A 21,269-nucleotide genomic window follows, 5' to 3' on the forward strand; every position below is an offset into this window, starting at 1 on the left:
ATCGAAGGAGCACGTCGTGAGCGGAATCCTCGCGGGCAAGACCATCCTGGTGACCGGCATCATCACCGATGCGTCGATCGCCTTCCACACCGCGCGAGTGGCCCAGGAGCAGGGCGCCACCGTCATCATCACCGGCATTCCGGAACGCCTCCGGCTGATCGATCGGATCGCCAAGCGCCTTCCGCAGGAGACTCCGCCCGCGATCGGGTTGGACGTGACCGACGAGGACAGCCTCGGCGCACTCGCCGACAGCGTCCGCGAGCTGGCCCCGAACGGCGTCGACGGAGTGGTGCACTCGATCGCCTTCGCCCCGAAGACCCTGATGGGCCCCGACGCGCTCCCGTTCCTCGACGGCCCCGGCCCCGACGTCGCCAAGTCGTTCGAGATCTCCGCATGGAGCTACGCGGCGCTCGCCCGCGCCGTGCTTCCCGTGATGAACGAGGGCGGCTCGATCGTCGGAATGGACTTCGATCCGCGGACCGCGCTTCCGGACTACAACTGGATGGGCGTGGCGAAGGCGGCCCTCGAGTCGGTGAACCGCTATGTGGCGCGCGAGGTCGGCGAGGCCAAGCGCATCCGGTCGAACCTGGTGGCCGCGGGCCCGATCAAGACGCTGGCGGCCAAGGCCATCTCGGGTACCGCGACCGACGACGCGAAGAAGCTGACGATGCTCAACGAGTACTGGGACGGGGCGTCGCCGATCGGGTGGAACGTCGACGACCCGGGGGTCGTCGGCACGAGCGTGTGCGCCGTCCTGTCGGACTTCCTGCCGGGTACCACCGGTTCGATCATCTACGTCGACGGCGGCGCGAGCCACAACACCTGGTTCCCCGAGAACTTCCTGCAGTGAGAGGACCGACGGCGACGTGACGGGTGCGAAGTTCGACGCCCTGCTGTTCCTGTCGTTCGGCGGCCCCGAGAAGCCGGCGGACGTGCGCCCGTTTCTCGAGAACGTGACGCGGGGGCGAGGCGTCCCGGCTCAGCGCCTCGATGAGGTGGTCGAGCACTATCTGCACTTCGGCGGGGTGTCGCCGATCAATCGGCTGAATCTCGACATGATCGACGCTCTGCGCGCCGAGTTCGACCGGCGGGGCCGGACCGACCTGCCGATCTACTTCGGCAACCGCAACTGGCATCCGCTGATCGGCGATGTGGTCGGCGGGCTGCATCGAGACGGTCATCGCCGGATCCTGGTGTTCCCGACGTCCGCATGGGGCGGTTATTCCGGATGCAGGCAGTACCACGAGGACGTGGCCGGAGCATGGCGTGACGTCGGTGCCGAGGACCTGGTGATGCGCAAGCTCCCGCAGTTCTCCACGGAGCCGGGATTCGTGCGTGCGGCGGCCACCGTCCTCGACAGGACGCTGGCCGAGTTCGGCCGTGACGCGCGCGTGGTCTTCACCGCGCATTCGGTACCGGAGGCGGCGGACCGCGCCGCGGGGCCGGCGGCGGGGGAGGGCCGCCTGTATTCACGGCAGGTGCGGGCCGCGGCGGAGTCCGTGGCCGCGGCCTGCGGAGTCGCCGACTTCGATGTGGTCTGGCAGTCGCGCTCGGGTCCGCCGCAGGTGCCGTGGCTCGAACCGGATGTGTGCGATCACCTCGGCGCTCTCGCGGGACGGGGCGTCCAACGCGTCGCGGTGATGCCCATCGGCTTCATCTCCGATCACCTCGAAGTGGTCTGGGATCTGGACACCGAGGCGCGCGAGGTCGCCGAGCGCCTCGGGATGGCGTACACCAGGGTGCCGACGGTCGGGACCGAGCCCGAGTTCATCGAGATGGTCGCTGACCTCGTCGACCGGTACGTCGACGGGGACGGTGACCTGTCGGCGATGGGTTGCGGTGACAACGGGTCGCCGTGCCGTCCCGACTGCTGCGTCCCGGCTCGGCGGCCGGTCACCGCCGACTGAGCCGACCGACCACGCCGCACCCGATCAGGTCGACTCCGGGTCGGCGGTGACGAAATCGATGAGCTCCTCGACACTCCGCAGCAGGGGGACCTCGAGGTCTCGGAAGTCATCGACCGCGTCGAGCACGCGCCGCCAACCGTCCCGCGGCGAGCCCCATCCGAGTTCGTCGCAGATCCCCGTCTTCCAGTCGGTCCCCATCGGGATCACCGGCCATTCGGCGATTCCGACCGATGCGGGTTTCACCGCCTGCCACACGTCCACGTAGGGGTGCCCCCGCACGAGGACGTCGGGACCGACCTCCGCGGTCAGCTGGGCCTCTTTGGTTCCTGCCACCAGGTGATCGACGAGGACCCCGGCTCTCCGGTGCGGGGCGGGCACGAACTCGGCGAGCGCATCGGCGAGGTTGTCGAGTCCGTCGAGGCTGATGACCACGACGCCCTCGGAGCGAAGATCGTCTCCCCAGACGCGCTCGACGAGGGTGGCGTCGTGGACGCCCTCTACGAAGATCCGGCCGGCGCGCGCGGTCCGGGCGCGGCGCTGCGGAGCCGTCCGGGAACCGGACGCGGTCCGCACCGGCGCACGGGGTCCGGCCGACCGGGGTGCGACGAGGGTCACGGTTCTGCCGTCGATCAGGAATGCCGCCGGATACAGGGGGAACACCCGCGTCCGACCATGCCGGTCCTCGAGCCGGACGAGATCTGCGGCGTAGCTGCGTTCCATACCGACGACCGCTCCGCAGAACCCGGTTCCGGCATCCTCCACGACGAGTCCTCGTTCGGCGGCCACCTCGGGGGCCTTCGGGGCTCGACGGCGTGGAGTGGACAGGACGTCTCGGCCATAGCGATCTTCGAACACGGCTGCCAAGCGTAGTACGCCGCGGCGCAGACGAGGCCGGGCCGCGCCGGGGCGGGGACGGGTATCGTGGCCAGGCGATGACGTCATCGAGAACCGATCTGCTCCGCCCCGGATCCGCGGGTGCTCTTGCGGTCTGGGCTGCCGCCAGAGACGCCGGCCGCTGCTCGGCGGACGACGTCCTGTCGACCCTCGGCGAGTACGCCCAGGTGCACGAGTACGCCCCGGGCGGCGGGACGCTCGAGCTGCTGTCCGCGGTGTCGCGCGCCGCCCATCTCGTCGTCCGCCTCCCGGCTCCGGGAGACCCGCAGGGACTGCCGCCGGGGCGCGCGACCGATGCGGCGATGGCCGTCGGTGAGGTCCTCGTCGTCGACGACCGACCGGCTCCCGCCGACGGGCCGGCGGCGGGGTTGGCGTTGATTCCGCGCGGATCCGGTGAGCGGTGCCGCTGGGAGGCCATCCGCTACTCGACTCCCGTCGCGGTCGACGCCTTGAGCGTCGACGAACCCCTCGGCGAGATCGAATACCGGCTGCGCGGCGCGATCGGCGATGCGGCGAACCTGCTGTCCGGACTCGGTGGCGGGCGCAGGACGGCTCCCGCCGAGGTGCGCGAGGCCGTCGGCGACGTCGCACGGCGACGCCGCATCGATCTCCCGCCACACGACGATCCGCGAGTCGATCGGGTCCTCGCGAGTGCGGACCGGGTGGAGGCGATCGTGGTGCTCGCGGGGCGGGGGACGCTCGGCGATTCGGGCGGGGAACTCGCCGCCGCCGACACGGCGCTGCGGGAACTCGCCGAGTTGTCACGGCGGGCGCGGGCAGCAGCTCTCAATGCCGTGATCGTCGGCTATCGCCGGTGAGGGATCGTCGGCCGTCGCCGGGGCTGGATCGTCGGCCGTCGCCGGGGCGGAGCGCTCCGGAGTCGCTGTCAGGTGAGGATCAGGTGGCCGGCGCCGGCCATCGCGCACGCCCACAGCACTGACGCGAAGGTGCCCAGAATGAACTGTTCGCTGGCTCGGGGAGCGCGCAGTTCGGAGAACCGCGCGAGGCCTTTGACGCCGAGCAGGACGGCCAGACCGGCGGGCCATCCGGCGAGGAGGGACGCGACGACCGCCGCCCGCTCCAGGACACCGATGACGCGGCCGCCGCGCAGTGGGGCCTGCGGTTCGTCATCGTGATTGTCGCCCCGTGTGGGGATGCGGCCCGCCGCGAGCACCAGTCGGACGATCGGGCCACCGGTGGCCGCGGCGGCGAGCATGACGAGGATGATGAGGGCGACGCGCGCGCCGCTCTCGGCAATGGTCCACGAGACGCCCGCGATGACGAGGAGCCCGACGAGGATGGCGGACACCGCCGCTGCAGCGACATCGCCCGCGAGGAGACCTCGATCAGAAATCGTGTCGGACCGGGAGAGACGGGAGCGGACGAGACCGGCCCCGACGGCGAACACTATGAGGCAGGTCAGCAGAAAGAACGGCAGCATCGATTCAGTCCCCCTCGTCGGACGCGCGGAGCAACCGCGCGAACAGTTCCAATCCCGGCCCCTCGAGATCCCAGCGGGCATGACGCAGGCGGAGCGACACCGCCTGCGGTGTGATGCCGAGGACCTCGGCGGCCGCCGCTTGAGTGTATCCCGCGGCCATCAGGGCCACTGCCTCCCGGCCGGCTTCGGACCGGTCGATCAGTAATTCGATCAGGTAGGCGCCCGCGACCCCGGCGTGCTCGCACCACGGGGACTGTCCGGCGACACGCAGTCGGCGGGAGTCCTTCTTCGCGGCGTCGACCGCGTCCCGCGCGGCGACGAACGCGGCGCCGCGACCGGCACGGGTCTGCGCGGGCAGCGGGGTCTCGACGTCGCCGACGCCGATTCCCACGCTCCAGTGGCCGGAGACCGCCAAGTCGACGGCGAGTCGGGCGAGGGCGTCGGGTGTCTCGAAGACCGCCTGGACCTCGTCCCCGGCCGTGCGTTCGAACGGGCGGAGCAGACCCGGGTGATCCGAGCCGGTCGCGATGAGTTCGGGAACGCGGTCCGTGTCGGTACGGCTGCCGCGTTGGTCGACGGTGATCACGTACACGACGTCCGCCCTTCCGTTTCGGCACCACCGGGTGAAATCAAGCCTATTGGATTGAATTGGTTATAACAAGTCATATCACTTGTCGATGGTGTGCTGCGAGGCATCACCTCGTCGCGACGACTCGCCCCCGACCGGCATCCGGGTGTCGAGGATGAGCCCCACCACGCCGACGGCGAACAGCGTTGCGGAGATCAGGATCCCGAGCCGCGATCCGGTGCCCGCCAGGGCGTCGCCGAGGAAGATCACGGCCGCGTTGCCGGGCGTCATACCGACGAGGCTCGCGACCACATACGGCCACAGGCGGATGCTCGAGAGTCCGGCGAGATAGTTCAGGACCGAGAACGGGCACACCGCGATCATCCGCAACGCGCCCACCGCCAGCCAGCCGCGGTGTGCCAGCCGATGCTCGATCGTCGCCAAACGCGGCCGCCGCAGATACGGCTGGATGCGCTCGCGACCGGCCCGCCGCGCAATCGAGAATGCGACGACCGCCGCGAACAGTGAGGACGCCGTCGCCCCGACAAACGCGAGGGCGGGTGGAAAGAGGACGCCGGCGGCGAGCGTGAACGCAGTTCGGGGGACCGGCGCGATCGGCACCACCGCATAGGCGGCGAAGAACGCGACGGCGAACCAGGGGCCGAGCGAATCCGACCACGCCCTGGCCGTCGCGATCGAAGGCATCGGCGTCAGTGTGGCCGCGGCGAGCAGCACGATCACGCCGATCATCACGATCGCACCGCGGAGCACGGCCATCCGCGTGGCGCGGCGCCGCCGGGTCGGCTCATCGTCGACGGGCCTTCCCCCGTCTCCTGTGACCCCGTCTCCTCTGACCCCGTCTCCCGTGACCCCGTCTCCCGTCGCACCGAGCTGCACGGGTGTCTCGGCACACGGGACGGCCCGCGGTGAATCACTGCGCACGACCTCGAGTTTACGGTGTGGATCACAGGCCGCGTTCTCGGCCGAGCGTTTGATCGGTTATCGTGAGGCGACTTCGCAGAACATCCTTATCCGCAACGTCCACACCCGCGACATCAACGTATGGAGGAAGCGCGCCGATGACGGTCAGTGATCAGACGGACAACGCGCCCACGGCCCCCGACCTGCAGCAGGCCTACCAGAAGTGGTCGGCGGCGGCCGCCGGAGTTCTGGCCAAGTCGCGCCGGGTCGAGGCCGATGCGCTCCCGGACACCCCCGAGGCGATGCTCTCGACGCACACCGGTGACGGCACCGTCATCCGACCGCTGTACACGCGGAAGGACGAGACCGACGAGAACGGACTGCCGGGCCGCTTCCCGTTCGTCCGCGGGGCCGACGCCGTCCGCGACGTCACGACCGGCTGGCGGGTCACCGAACGATTCGGCGACGAGGGTGACGTCACGCCGGCCGCCGTCAACGAGGCGATCCTCGACGCCGCCGCCAACGGCACCAGCGGGCTGTGGATCCGCCTGGGACACGGCCTCGCCGCCGATGATCTCGCGACCGTCCTCGACGGCGTGTACCTGGACCTCATGCCGGTCACCCTCGACGCCGGCGCCGACGGAATCGCGGCCGCCCGCGCCTACCTCGCGCTGCGCGAAGCGCGTCCCGAGAGTCCTTACACCGCGTCGCCGACGGCAGCCACCGTGCAGAGCCTCGGCCTGTCGCCGCTCACAGCCGCCTACTCGGGTCGCGCCACCGTCGATGTCGCCGAGGCCACTGCCGTCGCCGCCGAGACGCCGACCGGCGTGCGAGCCCTGCGGGTCGACGGCACCGACTTCAGCCAGGCCGGAGCAACTCATCCCCAGCAGCTCGGTCTCATCGTCTCCGCCGCGGTGGAGCACATCCGAGACCTGACGGCCGCGGGCCTCGACGTCGAGGCCGCCCTGGGGCAGCTCACCTTCGCCGTGGGCGTGGACGACGACCAGTTCGCCGGGATCGCCGCACTGCGCGCACTGCGGCGCGTGTGGGCGCGAGTCGCAGAAGTCCTCGGTGCCCCCGATGCGGGTGCGGCCGTCACCCACGCGGTCACCGACCTGGCGATGCTCACCCAGCGCGACCCCTGGGTCAACATGCTGCGGTCCACCGTCGCGGCCTTCGGTGCCGGACTCGGCGGCGCCGATCAGGTGACGGTCCTGGGCTACGACGCCGCGTTGCCCGCCGACCAGCGAACGTCGAGCGCGTCCTTCTCCCACCGCATCGCGCGAAACACTCAGCTGCTGCTCCTCGAGGAGTCGAATCTGGGCCGCGTCCTCGACCCGGCCGGCGGATCGTGGTTCGTCGAATCGCTGACCGACGACCTCGCCGCGGCCGCCTGGGACGTGTTCACGACCGTGGAGCGGCTCGGCGGTTACCGCTCGGCGCTCGACGACGGATGGATCGAGCGACAGATCGCCGAATCGCTCGCCGCGCGCGACGAAGCCGTCGCGCACCGCACCGCCGCCGTCACCGGCGTCAGCGAGTTCCCGAATCTGGCCGAGCCCGCGCGCCCGGTCGGCACCTCCGACACCGTCGATCTCGCGACGGCGACCGGCAGACTGGCGCGCGTCGCCCGGCGATTCGAGGCGCTGCGCGATCGCGCCGATGCGGCCGCGGCCACCGGTGCCCGCCCGAACGTCCTGCTGCTGCCGGTCGGCAGCATCGCCGAACACAACGGGCGCACCACATTCGTCACCAACCTGCTCGCGGCCGGCGGCATCGACGTCGTGAACCCGGGACCGATCTCCGCGGATCAGGTCGCCGATGTGGCAGGCACCCACCGCGTCGCGGTGGTGTGCGGCACCGCCGCCCGATACGAGCAGGAGGGACCCGCCGTGCTTGCGGCCGCGCGCGCCGCCGGCGTCCACCGGGTCCTCATGGCCGGATCCGAACGGGAGTGGCCCGCAGCGGACGTCCCCGACGGCGCGCTGCGCGTCGGCATCGACGCCGTGGCCACCCTGACCGACCTTCTCGACGAACTCACCGACCGCGGGAGCGCAGACGCATGAGCGAGAACAGCATTCCGAACTTCGCCGATGTCGACCTGTCCGGCGGGAGACGCGCCGAGCCCGCAGGCACGGGCGCCGATCAGACCGGCGCACTCGCCTCGGCCCACGGATACGACGCCGACCAGGTGACTTGGCAGACGCCCGAACAGATCGCCGTGCAGCCGGTGTTCACGCGGGCCGACCGCGACGCGGCACGCGACGCCGGCTATCCGCTCGACTCCATCCCCGGGACCGCGCCCTTCATCCGCGGTCCCTACCCGACCATGTACGTCAATCAGCCGTGGACGATCCGACAGTACGCCGGCTTCTCGACCGCGGCGGAGTCGAACGCCTTCTACCGCCGCAACCTGGCTGCCGGGCAGAAGGGCCTGTCGGTCGCGTTCGACCTCGCGACCCACCGCGGCTACGACTCGGACCATCCGCGTGTCGCCGGCGACGTCGGGATGGCGGGCGTCGCGATCGACTCGATCCTGGACATGCGGCAGCTGTTCGACGGTATCGATCTGGGCAGCGTCTCGGTGTCGATGACCATGAACGGCGCCGTTCTGCCCATCCTCGCGCTGTACGTGGTGGCCGCCGAAGAGCAGGGCGTGCCGCCGGAGAAGCTGGCCGGAACCATTCAGAACGACATCCTCAAAGAGTTCATGGTCCGCAACACCTACATCTATCCGCCGACGCCGTCGATGCGGATCATCTCGGACATCTTCGCGTACACGAGCACCAAGATGCCCAAGTTCAACTCGATCTCGATCTCCGGTTACCACATCCAGGAGGCCGGGGCGACGGCCGATCTGGAGTTGGCGTACACGCTCGCCGACGGGGTGGAGTACATCCGCGCCGGGCTGGAGGCCGGACTGGACATCGATCAGTTCGCCCCTCGACTGTCCTTCTTCTGGGGCATCGGCATGAACTTCTTCATGGAGGTCGCCAAACTGCGTGCGGCGCGCCTCCTGTGGAGCGAGCTCGTCGCGAAGTTCGAGCCGAAGAACCCGAAGAGCCTGTCGTTGCGGACGCACTCGCAGACCTCGGGATGGTCGCTGACGGCGCAGGACGTCTACAACAACGTCGCCCGCACCTGCGTCGAGGCGATGGCCGCGACGCAGGGACACACGCAGTCGCTGCACACCAATGCACTCGACGAGGCGATCGCCCTGCCCACCGACTTCTCGGCACGTATCGCCCGCAACACCCAGCTGCTGCTTCAGCAGGAGTCGGGTACCACGCGGCCGATCGACCCCTGGGCCGGTTCGAACTACGTCGAGTGGCTCACCCACGAGCTCGCCGAGAAGGCCCGCGCGCATATCGCGGAGGTCGAGGAGGCCGGCGGCATGACACAGGCGATCAACGAGGGGCTGCCCAAACTCCGCATCGAGGAGGCCGCCGCCCGAACGCAGGCGCGGATCGATTCGGGACGTCAGCCCCTGGTCGGTGTCAACAAGTACCGCGTCGACGAGGACGAGGAGATCGAAGTCCTCAAGGTCGAGAACTCGAAGGTCCGCGCCGAGCAGCTGGCGAAGCTCGAGAGGCTCCGCGCGGAGCGCGACGGCGCCGCCGTCGAGTCGGCACTCGCCGACCTGACCCGCGCGGCGGCGGAGCCGGGAGGTTCGAACCTCGACGACAACCTCATGGCCCTGGCCATCGAGGCCGCACGCCACGGCGCGACCGGCGGCGAGATCTCCGACGCGATGGAGAAGGTCTTCGGTCGACATCAGGCCGAGATCCGCACGATCAGCGGTGTGTACCGCCATGAAGCAGGTGAGTCCGTGAGCAAGATCGATGAGGCGATGGCCGTCGTGGACGCCTTCGCCGAGGCCGAGGGGCGTCGTCCCCGCGTGCTGGTCGCCAAGATGGGCCAGGACGGACACGACCGCGGTCAGAAGGTCATCGCCACGGCGTTCGCCGACCTCGGATTCGACGTGGATGTCGGTCCGCTGTTCGCGACGCCCGACGAGGTGGCCTCCCAGGCCGCCGACAACGACGTGCACGTCGTCGGCGTCTCGTCGCTCGCAGCCGGGCACCTGACCCTGGTGCCCGCCCTCAAGAAGGCATTGGCCGATGTGGGCCGCGAGGACATCATGATCGTGGTCGGCGGAGTGATTCCGCCGGGCGATTTCGACGACCTGTACCGTGCCGGCGCGGCGGCGATCTTCCCGCCCGGAAGCGTGATCGCCGACAGTGCGGTCGACCTCCTGCACAAACTGGCCGATCAGCTGGGCCTGGAACTGGCTGCCGCCGACCGATGAGTGCCTCGGCGCCGCGGCGCGGTGGACGTCCCGTCGACGTCGGTGCCCTCGCCGACGGAATCCTCGCCGGGAACCGGGCGACGCTCGCCCGTGCCATCACCCTCGTGGAGTCGACCCGGCCCGATCACCGCGACGCCGCCCAGGAGCTGCTGCTGGCGTTGACGCCGCATGCCGGCTCCTCGTACCGGGTCGGGATCACCGGGGTCCCCGGCGTGGGGAAGTCGACGACCATCGAGGCGCTCGGAATGCACCTCATCGACCTCGGACATCGCGTCGCGGTACTCGCCGTCGACCCGTCGTCGACCCGGACCGGAGGATCGATCCTCGGCGACAAGACCCGGATGGGGCGGCTGTCGGCCGCCGACCGGGCGTACGTGCGCCCCTCGCCGACGGCCGGAACTCTCGGCGGAGTCACCAAGGCGACCCGCGAGACGATCGTCCTCGTCGAGGCCGCGGGCTACGACGTGGTGCTCGTCGAGACCGTCGGCGTCGGACAATCGGAGGTCAGCGTCGCCGGTATGGTCGACGTCTTCACCTTCCTCACCCTGGCGCGCACCGGCGACTCCCTGCAGGGCATCAAGAAGGGCGTTCTCGAACTCGCCGAGATCGTCGTGGTGAACAAGGCCGACGGCAAACACGTCACCGAGGCGCGCGGCGCGGCGCGCGAGCTCCGCAACGCTCTGGGCCTGATCTACCCGCACGATGCGGTGTGGACCCCGCCGGTCCTCACGATGAGCGCCTTGGAGAACACCGGCGTCGATCGCTTCTGGGAGACCGTGCTGAAACACCGGGCGACGCTCGCCGAGGCGGGCGAGTTCGACCGTCGTCGAGCGCAGCAGCAGGTCGACTGGATGTGGACGATGGTCCGCGAGACGGTTCTCAACCGACTCGACGCCGACTCGGACGTGCGGAGCGTGCGACGCGATGTCGAGTCGCAGATCCTCGACGGAACCCTGACTCCGGCGCTCGCCGCCGAGCAGATCGTCCGCGCCGCCGGCCTCTGACGGGCCCTCCGCGCCTCACCGGACCGCGGCACGCGACCGGATCCGGCTCAAGAGACCGAGGATCACGACGCTCACCATCACCAACAGCAGCGTGTTCGCGGCGGCCGAGAAGATCTCCCCCCGGTCCGACTGGGCGAACACCGTGACCGGAAGCGTCCTCCACGATGCGGGGTAGACCATGATCGTGGCGCCCAGCTCGCCCATGCACAGCGCCACCGACAGGCCGGCCGCCGCGGCGATCGCCGGCGCCAACAGCGGCAGCGTCACGGTGAACAGGATCCGCGCCGGGCGCGCCCCGAGGGAGTCGGCCACCCGGTCGAGCGCCGGGTCGAGCGATGTGGCGGCGGCCGCGACCATCGAATAGGCGAACGACAGGACCAGCAGCGACTGGACGACGATGACGATGGTCGGCGTACCGTTCAGCACCAGCGGCGGGGATGAGAAGGCGATGAGGACCGCGAGTCCGATCACGACGGACGGCACCGCGACCGGGACGTGGAACACGGTGTCGATGATCCCCTTGAGACGAGTGGGCGCCTGCCGCGCCGCCAAGGCGGCCCACGTGCCGATCACGACTGCGATCGCCGAGGCGATCAACGCGGTCTGGACCGAGACGACCACGCTCTGGAGGTTGTCCTCGGTGAGCGTCTGAGCCATATGGGTCCCGGTGAGCCCCGACGGGAGGACCGATGTCCAGTTCGACGAGAACGCGGTCAGGGCGGTCACGACGATGGGTGCGATGACGAAGACGCCGACGATCACGGCGAACACCGTCCAGATCACCGCCCGCGCGGAGGTGGTGCGGATGAGCATCGATCAGACTCCCGTCCGGGCGTCGAAGCGCCGCAGAATGAGTCGGTACCCGAGATAGACGGTCACCGAGAGGGCCAACTGGAGGACGGCGATGACGGCCGCCGTTGCGAAATCGGAGCCGACGATCGACTTCGTGTAGATCATCATCGGCAGGGTCATGACGTCCTTCGCCCCGGTGAACAGGACGATGCCGAACTCGTTGAGGGTCAGCAGAAAGGTCAACGATCCGGCGGCCGCCAGTGACGGCCGCACCCGCGGAAGGATCACCCGAGTCGCGATCCTCAACGGTCCGGCCCCCAACGACGAGGCGACGTCGATGTGCACGCCGGGGAACTGACTGAACGCCGCGAGGACGGGACGGACCACGAACGGGGTGTAGAAGGCGATCTCCGCCAGGACCACGCCGGTGACCGAACTCATCAGGGTGAGATTGTCGCCGGTGATCGAGGAGATCACGCCGACCGGTCCGAACAGGACTCCGAGTGCCAGCGGCAGCAGGAACGAGGGCAACGAGACGACGGCCTCGATGATCCGCACGATCGCGCCGGCGCCGGGGAAGGGCACGAACGCCAGGACGAACGCGATGAACGTGCCCGTCACCAGGCAACCGGCGGTCGCCAGACCCGCGATCTCGACAGTCCGCCACACCGCCTTGTGGACCGCCGGATCCGACAGCGTGGTGGACCACGTCGACAGCCCGGCGAATCGATCGTTGCGGTCGGTGAAGCTCTTGGCGATCACCCAGGCCAGCGGGTACCCCAACCCGACGCCGAGAACGACGAGCGGACCGATCAGGAGGGCGAGGCCGGGACCGACGGTTCGCCGCCGCGAGGTCGTCGGCCGCTGCGGCGCCGTGACCGTCGCCGTCATGCGCTCTTCTCCGCGGGAACCATGTGCACGTCCGCCGGATCCACGCGGACCCACAACCGTTCACCGGGTCGGGGAGCGTCGCGGAGCACGGGGACGTCGACGCCGATCGGCAGATCGGTGTGCGCCACACGGGCCCGCACATGCCGGGTCGAACCGCGCCACTGGAGGTCGACGACGTCGACCTCCAGACCGTTGTCCGGCACGGTGCGGCTGAACTCCCAGGCCCACGGGCGCACGGCCAACGACACCTGCTGGTCGCGCCGAGCACCGCGGCTGCTGCGGGCACGCAGTCCGGCACCACCGTGATCCACGGGGCCGACCGCACCGGCATCGATGTGGTCGAGGGCCCGAACCGGGAGGATGTCGGCGCCGCCGAGGAAGGTCGCCGCGAATTCGCTCGGCGGACGGTGGAACAGGTTCTCGGCGGTGTCGATCGCCTCCAGGCGGGCGTTGCGCATGAGCGCGATCCGGTCCGCGAGGGCCAACGCCTCGGCCTGGTCGTGCGTCACGTGGACGATCGCGATGTCCGGGAGGTCGTGGCGGAGCTGCTGGAGTTCGATCAGCATCTCCTCGCGAAGCCGGGTGTCGAGCGCCGACAGCGGCTCGTCGAGCAGCAGGAGGTCCGGCTGGCCCGCGAGGGCCCGTGCGATGGCGACACGCTGCTGTTGGCCGCCGGAGAGTTCACGCGGCAGCCGGTCGGCATAGGACAGCATTCCGACCATCCGCAGCACCTCGTTGACTCGCGGCGTGATGTCGGCGCGCGGTGTGCGGCGCGCCTTGAGTCCGAACGCCACGTTGGCGCGGACGTTCATGTGCGGGAAGAGGGCGTAGTGCTGGACCACGAAGCCGACGCCCCGGTCGCGCGGCGGCAGCGCGGTCACCGTGCGACCGTCGATCTCGACGTCGCCCGCCACGACGTCCTCGAAACCGGCGATCGCCTTCAAGGCCGTCGACTTACCGGACCCGGACGGTCCGAGGAGGGCGAGTGTCTCGCCGCGGGCGACCTCGAAGCTGCATTCGGCGAGGGCGATCGTGCTCCCGTAGGCCACCGACACGTCGCGCAGTGCGACGGCGGGAACCGTCGAGACCGGCGTGTGGTCGCCCGGTGTCTGACGGGCTGGTGTCTGACGGGCTGGTGTCTGACGGACTGGGGCGAGCGGCTGCTGCCGCGGTGCGGCGCTCACTGGTCCGTCGCCTTGTTGTAGGCGTCGATGAGGGCCTGGAAGTTCTCGTCGACCTCCGACCAGTCCGGCTGCCAGACGTCGACCCCGGCGACGGCGGCACGGATCGCCTCGTCGTCTCCCGTCGTCGGGACGTCCGTGCGCGCCGAGATGCCGAAGACCTCGCCTGCCAGCGTCTTCTGCACGGGGACCGACATCAGGAAGTCGACCAGCTTCTGGGCGTTCTCGGGGTGCGGCGCATCGGCGGCCAGTCCCATGAAGTAGGGGAGGGCGATCGTCGTCCGCTTTCCGTCGGGACCGGCGGGGATGAACGTCTCGTACGCCGCGCCGTCGTCGGCGATCGACGCCAGCGCCATCTGCACATCGCTGTTGGCGACGGCCAACTCGCCCTTGGAGACCTTCGGCCCGAGCTTGCCGGTCGAGGCGGACGGGCCGACGTTGTTGGCCTGGAGTCGACCGAGGTAGTCCAGGGCGCCGTCGTCGCCCATCACATGGCGAAGGAGCAGGAGCAGCGCGGTCCCGTCGCCGGCCTGTCCGGGGGTCGAGTACTGGATCTTCTGGTCGAACCGATCGTCGAGGAGGTCCGTCCACGTCTCGGGAGCCGGCGTCACGGCGGTGCCCCGGATCATCGTGAAGTAGTTGTCGGCCAACGCCAGGTAGTGACCGCTGGGGGCCTTCGCCTGCGCAGGCAGCGCGTCGGCCTCGGCGATCGACGTGTCGCCGAGCAGCCCCTGGCGATCGGCCTGCTGGATGAACGGCGGGAGGGTGACCAGAACGTCCATCTGCGGGTTGGCCTTCTCCTTGGCCGCACGTGAGACGACTTCGCCCGAGCCGCCCTCCACGTAGTCGACCCGAATGCCGGTCTCCCGTTCGAACGCCGCGAACTGCGTCTTGTACCACGATGCGAGTCCGTCGGCACTGTAGACGGTCACCGCGTCGGGGTCGTCGGCGCTGCCGCCGGTGCCGCCGCAGGCGGCGACCGCGGCGATGCTGAGCGCGGCGGCGAGTGCCGTGGCCGCGCGAGTGAAGCTCTTCATGGATCCTCTTCTCCGGGATGTCGGGTGGGACGGGACGGTCGTGCGGTCGATGGGGTCGAACGGGGGTCAGGTGGGGGAGTCGACGGTGGCCACCAGTTCACCGGCGACGTGGCGTGCGGCGAGTTCGAGACCGATCGTCATGCCGACGCCGGTGGTCACCGCACAGACGTGCACGCCCGGTGCCGGCGAACCCACCAGGTAGGGCCCCCCGGGGCGGCTGGCGTACACCCCCTGCCATCGCTGGCGGACGGTCAGCGACGTGCCGAGGACGTCCTCGACGTCGGTGAGGATGAGACGGGACACCCCCTCGTCGAGGAAGGGATCGACGGTCTTGTCGGACGTGTGGGAATCGCCTACCAGCAGTCCGCCGTCGGGCCGCTGGGTGAGCATGATGTTCGTGTCGGCGGCGAGCAGATCGGGCCGCTCTCCGGTCAGTCGGGTGCGCAGCGCCGCCGCAGCACCGGTTTCGGCGAATGCGGCGTATCGGAGCAGCGAGGTCGCGGTGAGGACCGCCGGCGCCACCCGGAACCCCGGATCGTCGGTGAGCATCATCTGCAGCGAGCAGCGGACCACCCCCGCTTCGTCGGCCAGATCGGGGAAGTGACGGTCGAGGTCGTGTCCCACGCAGACGTAGACCTCCGCGGCGGTGACGATCCCGCGGGACGTCCGGACACGGACCCTGCCCGGCCCGGCGTCGTCGACGCCGAGGAACGAGGTGCGCCACGAGAATTCGACGCCCCGCGCTCCGAGCCAGTCGGCGAGGCGGGGCACGGCGGTACGGGGGTCGACGCGCAGGTCGTCGGTCAGGCGGGCCCCGCCGACGAGGGCGGCACCGCCCGCTCCGCCGAGTTCCGCTCGCACTGCCGCCGCGTCGATGAGTTCCACCGAGTCACGTGCTGCCGCGACCTCCTCGAGGACGTCGATCTCGTCGTGCGAGCGAGCCGCGACCGCGCCGGCGTCTCGGCGGACGTCCAGTCCGGCACGGGAGGCCGCGGAGAGCCATCGTTCGCGTGCACCGAGGGCGAGCTCCCGCAGTTCCCCGCTCTGTCCGGTCGCGCACACATGCCCGAAGTTGCGGATCGACGCGCCGACCGGGCGCTCGTCTCGATCGATGACGATCACGGACCGTCCGGCGTCGAGCGCAGCCGAGGCATGACCGAGCCCGACCACCCCGGCGCCGACGACGAGAACATCGCATTCCTGAATTCTCACGCTTCGAAGCGTCGCCCGGCCCGGGCTGACTCGCAACCGGTGAGCCCACTTGTCTATATAAGTTTTCTCGTCGTTAAACAGTGTGAACACACTGTTACGGGACGTTCACGTGGAAGTCGCTAAGGTGACACGTCGACTTGTATACTCAGATGCGTGTCCATCCCCATTCATGAGCAGCTCAGCGCCGAATTCCGAGCGCGGATCGCGTCCGGCGTCTGGCCCGAAGGGCGTCGCGCCCCCAGTGAAGCCGCACTGTGCGACGAGTTCGGGGTGTCTCGCGGACCGGTGAGGCAAGCGCTGTCCACACTTCGCGCAGAGGGGCTCCTCGTCGGCGGACGCGGGCGCTCACCGCTCGTTCGTCGCACCGTCCCGGGCCCCTCGTCGACCGTGCTCGGGTCGTTCACCGCCTGGGCCGACGCCGAGGGACACCGGCCCGGACAGCACACCCTGCTGCACTCGCGACACGCGGCGGGCGACGAGGTCGCCAACCCGCTCGGCGACGTGGCGGCCACCCTCGAGGTGTCCCCGGAGGACCCGGTGGTGACCATCGTGCGCGTCCGGACCCTCGACGACGAGCCCGCCGTGATCGAGCACATGACCTTCTCCTGGGAGGTCGGCCGGTTGCTGATGGAGTTCGACCCCGACTCGGGCTCGATCAACCGCTTCATGATCGATCGCGGTGTCGATCTCTACAGTTCGAGCCATCGGATCGACGCCGTCGCGGCCACCGAACGCGACGCCGTGGCACTCGGGGTGCCCGAGGGGGCCCCGCTGATCCGCGCCCGGCGCCTCACGCGTGACGCCGCGGGCCGACCGGTCGAGACCGCAGAGGACCGTTACGTCCCCGGCCTGTGCGCGATCACGGTCGAGAACAGGCTGACGGCGGCCGACGGCGCCCTTCCCCATATCCGACTCGCGTGACGCACCCGGGTCACGCCCGATCCTCCTGTATGCACACCACTTCGAACGGAGACCACCCATGATCACCCTCGCTGCATTCGACATCGCGGGAACCACCGTCGACGACGGCGGCGCCGTCTACGACGCACTCCGCGCCTGCGTCGAAGAGGTCGGCGCGAACGTCGCCGACGGGGACCTCGCGCACTGGATGGGCACCGACAAGGTGACCGCGATCGCGAATCTCGCCCGACTCGGCGGGGTGGAACTGGACGACGGACAGGCCCGGTCCGCGTTCGTGCGCTTTCGCGAGATCCTCGCCGAGCGCTACCGCACCGAGCCGCCGACTCCGGTTCCGGGTGCTGCACAGACCGTCACGCGTCTGCAGAACGGCGGCGTCAAGGTCGCGCTGACGACCGGGTTCGACCGCGCCGTGGTCGAACCCCTGTTGGAGTCGCTCAACTGGGGCGTCGCCGGGTCGGCCGCCGCCGATTCGCACCACGAAGTGGTCTTCGACACGGTCGTGACCACCGACGACGTCGCCGCGGGCCGACCGGCCCCCGACATGATCCGATTGGCGATGCAGCGCTGCGGCGTCACCGCGGCAGATCAGGTCATCGCCGCCGGGGACACCGCCGTCGACGTGCAGGCGGCCAACAACGCCGGCGCCGTGTCCGTCGGTGTGCTGACGGGGCAGACGCCGCGGGCGACGCTCGAGGACAACGCCGCCGACCACGTCCTGGACTCCATCGCATCGATTCCCGACCTACCGGGTGTTCTCGATTCGTCCGCGCGTCACTCCGAAGCATCCGCGGCCGTCCAACCGGCCGCGGATGCGCGCGGCTGACGCGGGAGCGGGCCACCGCACAGCGTCGTCGACACCGACTCCGAGAACAGCGAACCGCGAGAGGCTTTCGCCTTCTCGCGGTTCGTCGTCAGTGTGTCCGAGGGGGGACTTGAACCCCCACGTCCGTTAATAGGACACTAGCACCTCAAGCTAGCGCGTCTGCCATTCCGCCACTCGGACTCGATGTAGTTTGCACACCCCGCATCGCGGCGCGCCGCATAACAATAACCAAGGTTGCCCCGGTATCCCAAATCCCCTACGAATGGAGAGGTGACAGCCTTGCGCGCAACCGACGAAGTGGTCGACATCGTCAGTCGACTGATCCGATTCGACACCTCCAACACCGGACGTCCGGAGACGACCGTCGGGGAACGGGAGTGCGCCGAATGGGTTGCGGCGCAACTGGAGGAGGTCGGCTACTCCACCGAGTACGTGGAGTCGGGGATGCCGGGTCGAGGCAACGTCTTCGCCCGGTTGCCGGGCGCCGATCCGAACCGCGGGGCCCTGCTCATCCATGCCCATCTCGATGTGGTCCCGGCCGAGGCCGACGACTGGCGGGTCCACCCGTTCTCGGGCGCCGTTCAGGACGGCTACATCTGGGGCCGCGGCGCGGTCGACATGAAGGACATGGCGGGGATGGCGCTCGCGCTGGCCCGGCAGTTCAAACGTGACGGCACCGTGCCGCCGCGCGACCTCGTCTTCGCGTTCCTGGCCGACGAGGAGGCCGGTGGGACCTGGGGATCGCATTGGCTGGTCGATCATCGGCCCGATCTGTTCGAGGGAGTCACCGAGGCCGTCGGCGAGGTCGGTGGGTTCTCCCTGACCGTCGACCGGCCGGACGGCGAGGTCCGGCGACTGTATCTGGTGGAGACCGCGGAGAAGGGGCTCTCGTGGATGCGGCTCACCTGTGACGCCCAGGCGGGCCACGGGTCGTTCCTCGCCGCGGAGAACGCGGTCACCGAGATCGCGTCGGCGGTGGCCCGGATCGGCGCTCACCAGTTTCCGCTCGTGATGACCGAGTCGGTTCGCGAGTTCCTCGCCGCGCTCTCCGAGGAGACCGGTCTGGACTTCAGTCCGGAGACGCCCGACCTGGAATCGGCGCTGTTCAAGATCGGCAATCTCGCGCGAATCATCGGCGCCACACTCCGCGACACCGCCAATCCGACGATGCTCTCCGCCGGCTACAAGGCGAATGTGATTCCACAGCACGCCGAAGCGGTGATCGACTGCCGAGTCCTGCCGGGACGGCAGGAGGAGTTCGAGCGGACCATCGACGAGCTCATCGGCCCCAACGTCCAGCGGGAGTGGATCACCCACCTGCCCGCCTACGAGACGACCTTCGACGGCGATCTGGTGGATGCGATGAACGCGGCTGTTCTCGCGCACGACGAGAAGGGCCGAACGGTGCCGTACATGCTCTCGGGCGGCACCGACGCCAAGGCCTTCGCGCGGCTGGGCATCCGCTGCTTCGGCTTCGCCCCGCTGCAGCTGCCACCCGACCTCGACTTCGCCGCGCTGTTCCACGGTGTGGACGAACGGGTGCCGGTAGAGTCGGTTCTGTTCGGCACCAAGGTCTTCGAGCATTTCATGCACAACTGCTGACCGGGCCGACGACGATGAGTCGCAGGGAAAGGATTCGATGGTGGGTGCGTACGATCCCTACGGGGCGTTGCCGTCATTGCCGGTCATCACGGTGACGTCGACCGACTTCGCCGAGGGGCAGACCCTCCCGACGCCGCAGGTCTCGGCGATCTTCGGCGCCGGCGGTGAGGACGTCTCGCCGCAGTTGAGCTGGTCCGGTTTTCCGGCGGAGACCAAGAGTTTCACGGTGACCTGCTACGACCCCGACGCGCCGACCGCCGCCGGCTTCTGGCACTGGGCGGTGGCCGACATCCCGGCCTCGGTGACGTCGCTGCCGACCGGGGCGGGTGCCCCCGAGTCGACTGATCTGCCCGCCGGAGCCGTCACCCTCGGCAACGACGCCGGACTCAAGCAGTTCGTGGGCGCCGGGCCGCCTCCCGGCCACGGCCCGCACCGCTACATGTTCGCCGTCCACGCCGTCGATGTGGAGTCGCTGGAGCTTCCCGCCGACGCGACCCCCAGCTTCCTGGGTTTCAACCTGTACTCTCGCGCCATTGCGCGAGGGGTGTTGACCGGCGTGTTCGAACTGCCCGGCGAATCCTGAGGCGCGCGGGGCCCGGCTCAGCGGACGCCGGTGTTCAGACGCCCGTGCCGACGGCGTCCGACAGCGATGAGTATCCCTCCGCCCGCAGCCGGTCCGCGATGCCGCGGTGCAGGTCGCGGAGCCAGACGGGGCCGCCGTAGATGAATCCGGTGTACGCCTGAAGCAGATCGGCGCCCGCCCGGATTCGGTCCCATGCCTGGTCGACGGTCTCGATGCCCCCGACGCTGACCAATGCGATCCGGCCGCCCACTCGTCTGTGCAGCCGACGCAGGACCTCCAGGGAGCGATCGGCGACCGGCGGCCCCGACAGGCCGCCCGCACCGATCGCCTCGACGGTGTCCGGCGGAGTGCGCAGGCCGTCGCGGGCGATCGTCGTGTTGGTCGCGACAATTCCCGCCAGTCCCAGCTCGACGGCGAGGTCGGCCACGGCATCGACATCCGCGTCGGCGAGGTCCGGGGCGATCTTGACCAGCACGGGGACGTCGACCACCTCGGTCACGGCCGCGAGGATCGGCCGGAGGGCATCGACGGCCTGGAGATCACGCAGGCCCGGCGTGTTCGGCGAACTGACGTTGACCACCACGAAGTCGGCCGACGGCCCCAGCGTGCGGGCACTGTGAAGGTAGTCGTCGACGGCGCCGTCGAGGGGGACCACCTTGGTCTTACCGATGTTGGCGCCCACCGGGACGCGCACCGGCCCCCGGCGAGGTGCTCGCAGTGCGGTCGCCGCATCATCCGCACCCGGATTGTTGAAGCCCATCCGGTTGATCAGGGCGCGGTCGGCCGGCAGTCGGAACAGGCGCGGCGTCGGATTGCCGGGTTGTGCCTGGCCGGTGATGGTCCCGACCTCGGCGAATCCGAAGCCGAGCTGACCCCAGGCGTTCACGCTCGCCGCGGTCTTGTCGAAGCCCGCGGCCAATCCGATCGGAGCCGGAAAGTCGATTCCGAAGACCGTCGATCGCAGGATCGGGTCGGTCGGCGCGAAGATCCGGGCGAGGACGGTCCGCAGTATCGGCGCCGAACCGCATCGGCGGATCAGCGCCGAGGTGATGCCGTGGATCCGTTCGGGGTCGATGCGGAACATCAGCCGGAGCAGGCGGGGGTAGAGGAAGCTGTTCACTGCGCTCAGCATTCGGGGGTGTCCTTCTCCTCGGTGCCGAGGACGCGATCTCGACGGCCGGTC

General features: G+C 69.8%; 20 protein-coding genes and 1 tRNA gene. 10 read left to right on the forward strand and 11 right to left on the reverse strand.

The genetic code is table 11. The annotated features are described in order from the left end of the window. Nucleotides 1–16 precede the first annotated feature (16 nt). Nucleotides 17–850 (forward strand): NADH-dependent enoyl-ACP reductase InhA, encoded by an 834-nt coding sequence (gene inhA, locus G528_RS0104310; protein WP_026917899.1) that lies wholly within the window; start codon nucleotides 17–19, stop codon nucleotides 848–850. Between the two features lie 16 nt (nucleotides 851–866). Next, the gene (locus tag G528_RS0104315; protein ID WP_026917900.1) at nucleotides 867–1,907 is read left to right on the forward strand and encodes a ferrochelatase; all 1,041 of its coding nucleotides are present in this window, start codon (nucleotides 867–869) and stop codon (nucleotides 1,905–1,907) included. Between the two features lie 24 nt (nucleotides 1,908–1,931). Here G528_RS0104315 and G528_RS0104320 read toward each other — a convergent pair whose 3' ends face one another. Next, the gene (locus G528_RS0104320) at nucleotides 1,932–2,762 is read right to left on the reverse strand and encodes a DUF3097 domain-containing protein (RefSeq protein ID WP_026917901.1); all 831 of its coding nucleotides are present in this window, start codon (nucleotides 2,760–2,762) and stop codon (nucleotides 1,932–1,934) included. A 77-nt stretch (nucleotides 2,763–2,839) separates the two neighbouring features. Between G528_RS0104320 and G528_RS0104325 the strand changes: the two genes are divergently transcribed. Continuing rightward, a complete protein-coding gene (locus tag G528_RS0104325; RefSeq protein ID WP_026917902.1) occupies nucleotides 2,840–3,619 on the forward strand; it encodes a hypothetical protein in 780 nt (259 codons plus the stop codon). 68 nt (nucleotides 3,620–3,687) lie between these two features. Here G528_RS0104325 and G528_RS0104330 read toward each other — a convergent pair whose 3' ends face one another. The 3 genes from G528_RS0104330 to G528_RS16360 form a co-directional block, all read right to left on the reverse strand. After that, nucleotides 3,688–4,242 carry a hypothetical protein gene (locus G528_RS0104330; protein ID WP_035718852.1) on the reverse strand — a complete coding sequence of 185 codons (555 nt, stop codon included), beginning with the start codon at nucleotides 4,240–4,242 and terminating at the stop codon, nucleotides 3,688–3,690. Nucleotides 4,243–4,246: 4 nt separating this feature from the next. After that, entirely contained in the window at nucleotides 4,247–4,834 is a 588-nt protein-coding gene (locus G528_RS0104335) for a hypothetical protein (protein ID WP_026917904.1), read from the reverse strand. A 75-nt stretch (nucleotides 4,835–4,909) separates the two neighbouring features. After that, nucleotides 4,910–5,752, reverse strand: coding sequence for a TVP38/TMEM64 family protein (locus G528_RS16360; protein ID WP_084638020.1), 843 nt, complete (start codon nucleotides 5,750–5,752; stop codon nucleotides 4,910–4,912). A 137-nt stretch (nucleotides 5,753–5,889) separates the two neighbouring features. Here G528_RS16360 and G528_RS0104345 point away from each other — a divergent pair, with 137 nt between their 5' ends. The 3 genes from G528_RS0104345 to meaB are packed head-to-tail and all read left to right on the forward strand — an operon-like array spanning nucleotide 5,890 to nucleotide 11,044. After that, nucleotides 5,890–7,797 (forward strand): methylmalonyl-CoA mutase family protein, encoded by a 1,908-nt coding sequence (locus G528_RS0104345; RefSeq protein ID WP_026917905.1) that lies wholly within the window; start codon nucleotides 5,890–5,892, stop codon nucleotides 7,795–7,797. Continuing rightward, the gene (gene scpA, locus G528_RS0104350; RefSeq protein WP_026917906.1) at nucleotides 7,794–10,040 is read left to right on the forward strand and encodes a methylmalonyl-CoA mutase; all 2,247 of its coding nucleotides are present in this window, start codon (nucleotides 7,794–7,796) and stop codon (nucleotides 10,038–10,040) included. Before G528_RS0104345 ends, scpA begins: the two co-directional genes overlap by 4 nt. Beyond that, complete coding sequence (gene meaB, locus G528_RS0104355; RefSeq protein ID WP_026917907.1) at nucleotides 10,037–11,044, forward strand: methylmalonyl Co-A mutase-associated GTPase MeaB; 1,008 nt, start codon at nucleotides 10,037–10,039, stop codon at nucleotides 11,042–11,044. The genes scpA and meaB overlap by 4 nt, the downstream gene beginning before the upstream one ends. 15 nt (nucleotides 11,045–11,059) lie before the next feature. On the opposite strand, the gene G528_RS0104360 is transcribed toward meaB, so the two are convergent. The 5 genes from G528_RS0104360 to G528_RS0104380 all read right to left on the reverse strand — a co-directional run bounded on the left by G528_RS0104360 (nucleotide 11,060) and on the right by G528_RS0104380 (nucleotide 16,157). Next, entirely contained in the window at nucleotides 11,060–11,857 is a 798-nt protein-coding gene (locus tag G528_RS0104360; RefSeq protein WP_026917908.1) for an ABC transporter permease, read from the reverse strand. A 3-nt stretch (nucleotides 11,858–11,860) separates the two neighbouring features. Then, complete coding sequence (locus tag G528_RS0104365; RefSeq protein ID WP_026917909.1) at nucleotides 11,861–12,727, reverse strand: 2-aminoethylphosphonate ABC transporter permease subunit; 867 nt, start codon at nucleotides 12,725–12,727, stop codon at nucleotides 11,861–11,863. Further along, nucleotides 12,724–13,911 carry an ABC transporter ATP-binding protein gene (locus tag G528_RS16365; RefSeq protein ID WP_084638021.1) on the reverse strand — a complete coding sequence of 396 codons (1,188 nt, stop codon included), beginning with the start codon at nucleotides 13,909–13,911 and terminating at the stop codon, nucleotides 12,724–12,726. Before G528_RS16365 ends, G528_RS0104365 begins: the two co-directional genes overlap by 4 nt. After that, nucleotides 13,908–14,945 carry a 2-aminoethylphosphonate ABC transporter substrate-binding protein gene (locus G528_RS0104375; RefSeq protein WP_026917910.1) on the reverse strand — a complete coding sequence of 346 codons (1,038 nt, stop codon included), beginning with the start codon at nucleotides 14,943–14,945 and terminating at the stop codon, nucleotides 13,908–13,910. Before G528_RS0104375 ends, G528_RS16365 begins: the two co-directional genes overlap by 4 nt. Nucleotides 14,946–15,011: 66 nt before the next feature. Further along, the gene (locus G528_RS0104380) at nucleotides 15,012–16,157 is read right to left on the reverse strand and encodes a TIGR03364 family FAD-dependent oxidoreductase (protein ID WP_026917911.1); all 1,146 of its coding nucleotides are present in this window, start codon (nucleotides 16,155–16,157) and stop codon (nucleotides 15,012–15,014) included. A 153-nt stretch (nucleotides 16,158–16,310) separates the two neighbouring features. Here G528_RS0104380 and G528_RS0104385 point away from each other — a divergent pair, with 153 nt between their 5' ends. Further along, nucleotides 16,311–17,078, forward strand: a complete 768-nt coding sequence (locus G528_RS0104385; protein WP_026917912.1) for a GntR family transcriptional regulator — start codon at nucleotides 16,311–16,313, stop codon at nucleotides 17,076–17,078. Nucleotides 17,079–17,136: 58 nt separating this feature from the next. After that, the gene (locus G528_RS16370) at nucleotides 17,137–17,901 is read left to right on the forward strand and encodes a phosphonatase-like hydrolase (RefSeq protein WP_051198268.1); all 765 of its coding nucleotides are present in this window, start codon (nucleotides 17,137–17,139) and stop codon (nucleotides 17,899–17,901) included. Between the two features lie 94 nt (nucleotides 17,902–17,995). Here G528_RS16370 and G528_RS0104395 read toward each other — a convergent pair. Then, a tRNA-Leu gene (locus G528_RS0104395) sits at nucleotides 17,996–18,081 on the reverse strand. A 90-nt stretch (nucleotides 18,082–18,171) separates the two neighbouring features. On the opposite strand from G528_RS0104395, the gene G528_RS0104400 reads away from it, so the two are divergent. Together G528_RS0104400 and G528_RS0104405 are read left to right on the forward strand one after the other, a co-directional pair. Continuing rightward, on the forward strand, nucleotides 18,172–19,503 hold the full coding sequence (locus G528_RS0104400; RefSeq protein ID WP_026917913.1) for a M20/M25/M40 family metallo-hydrolase: 1,332 nt from the start codon (nucleotides 18,172–18,174) through the stop codon (nucleotides 19,501–19,503). A 40-nt stretch (nucleotides 19,504–19,543) separates the two neighbouring features. After that, nucleotides 19,544–20,086 (forward strand): YbhB/YbcL family Raf kinase inhibitor-like protein, encoded by a 543-nt coding sequence (locus G528_RS0104405; protein ID WP_026917914.1) that lies wholly within the window; start codon nucleotides 19,544–19,546, stop codon nucleotides 20,084–20,086. Between the two features lie 34 nt (nucleotides 20,087–20,120). Here the strand turns inward: G528_RS0104405 and G528_RS0104410 are convergent, their stop codons facing one another. Next, entirely contained in the window at nucleotides 20,121–21,218 is a 1,098-nt protein-coding gene (locus G528_RS0104410; RefSeq protein WP_026917915.1) for a quinone-dependent dihydroorotate dehydrogenase, read from the reverse strand. Nucleotides 21,219–21,269: the final 51 nt, after the last annotated feature.

The sequence above is a fragment of the Gordonia shandongensis DSM 45094 genome (assembly GCF_000423025.1).
Classification (GTDB): domain Bacteria; phylum Actinomycetota; class Actinomycetes; order Mycobacteriales; family Mycobacteriaceae; genus Gordonia; species Gordonia shandongensis.

Excerpts from the sequence above, each read along its gene's own strand:
- G528_RS0104410 (WP_026917915.1), bottom strand. The coding sequence starts at position 21,218 with ATGCTGAGCGCAGTGAACAGCTTCCTCTACCCCCGCCTGCTCCGGCTG.
- G528_RS0104375 (WP_026917910.1), bottom strand. The coding sequence starts at position 14,945 with ATGAAGAGCTTCACTCGCGCGGCCACGGCACTCGCCGCCGCGCTCAGC.
- G528_RS0104325 (WP_026917902.1), top strand. The coding sequence starts at position 2,840 with ATGACGTCATCGAGAACCGATCTGCTCCGCCCCGGATCCGCGGGTGCT.
- meaB (WP_026917907.1), top strand. The coding sequence starts at position 10,037 with ATGAGTGCCTCGGCGCCGCGGCGCGGTGGACGTCCCGTCGACGTCGGT.
- G528_RS0104330 (WP_035718852.1), bottom strand. The coding sequence starts at position 4,242 with ATGCTGCCGTTCTTTCTGCTGACCTGCCTCATAGTGTTCGCCGTCGGG.
- G528_RS0104365 (WP_026917909.1), bottom strand. The coding sequence starts at position 12,727 with ATGACGGCGACGGTCACGGCGCCGCAGCGGCCGACGACCTCGCGGCGG.
- G528_RS0104345 (WP_026917905.1), top strand. The coding sequence starts at position 5,890 with ATGACGGTCAGTGATCAGACGGACAACGCGCCCACGGCCCCCGACCTG.
- G528_RS0104360 (WP_026917908.1), bottom strand. The coding sequence starts at position 11,857 with ATGCTCATCCGCACCACCTCCGCGCGGGCGGTGATCTGGACGGTGTTC.
- scpA (WP_026917906.1), top strand. The coding sequence starts at position 7,794 with ATGAGCGAGAACAGCATTCCGAACTTCGCCGATGTCGACCTGTCCGGC.
- G528_RS16370 (WP_051198268.1), top strand. The coding sequence starts at position 17,137 with ATGATCACCCTCGCTGCATTCGACATCGCGGGAACCACCGTCGACGAC.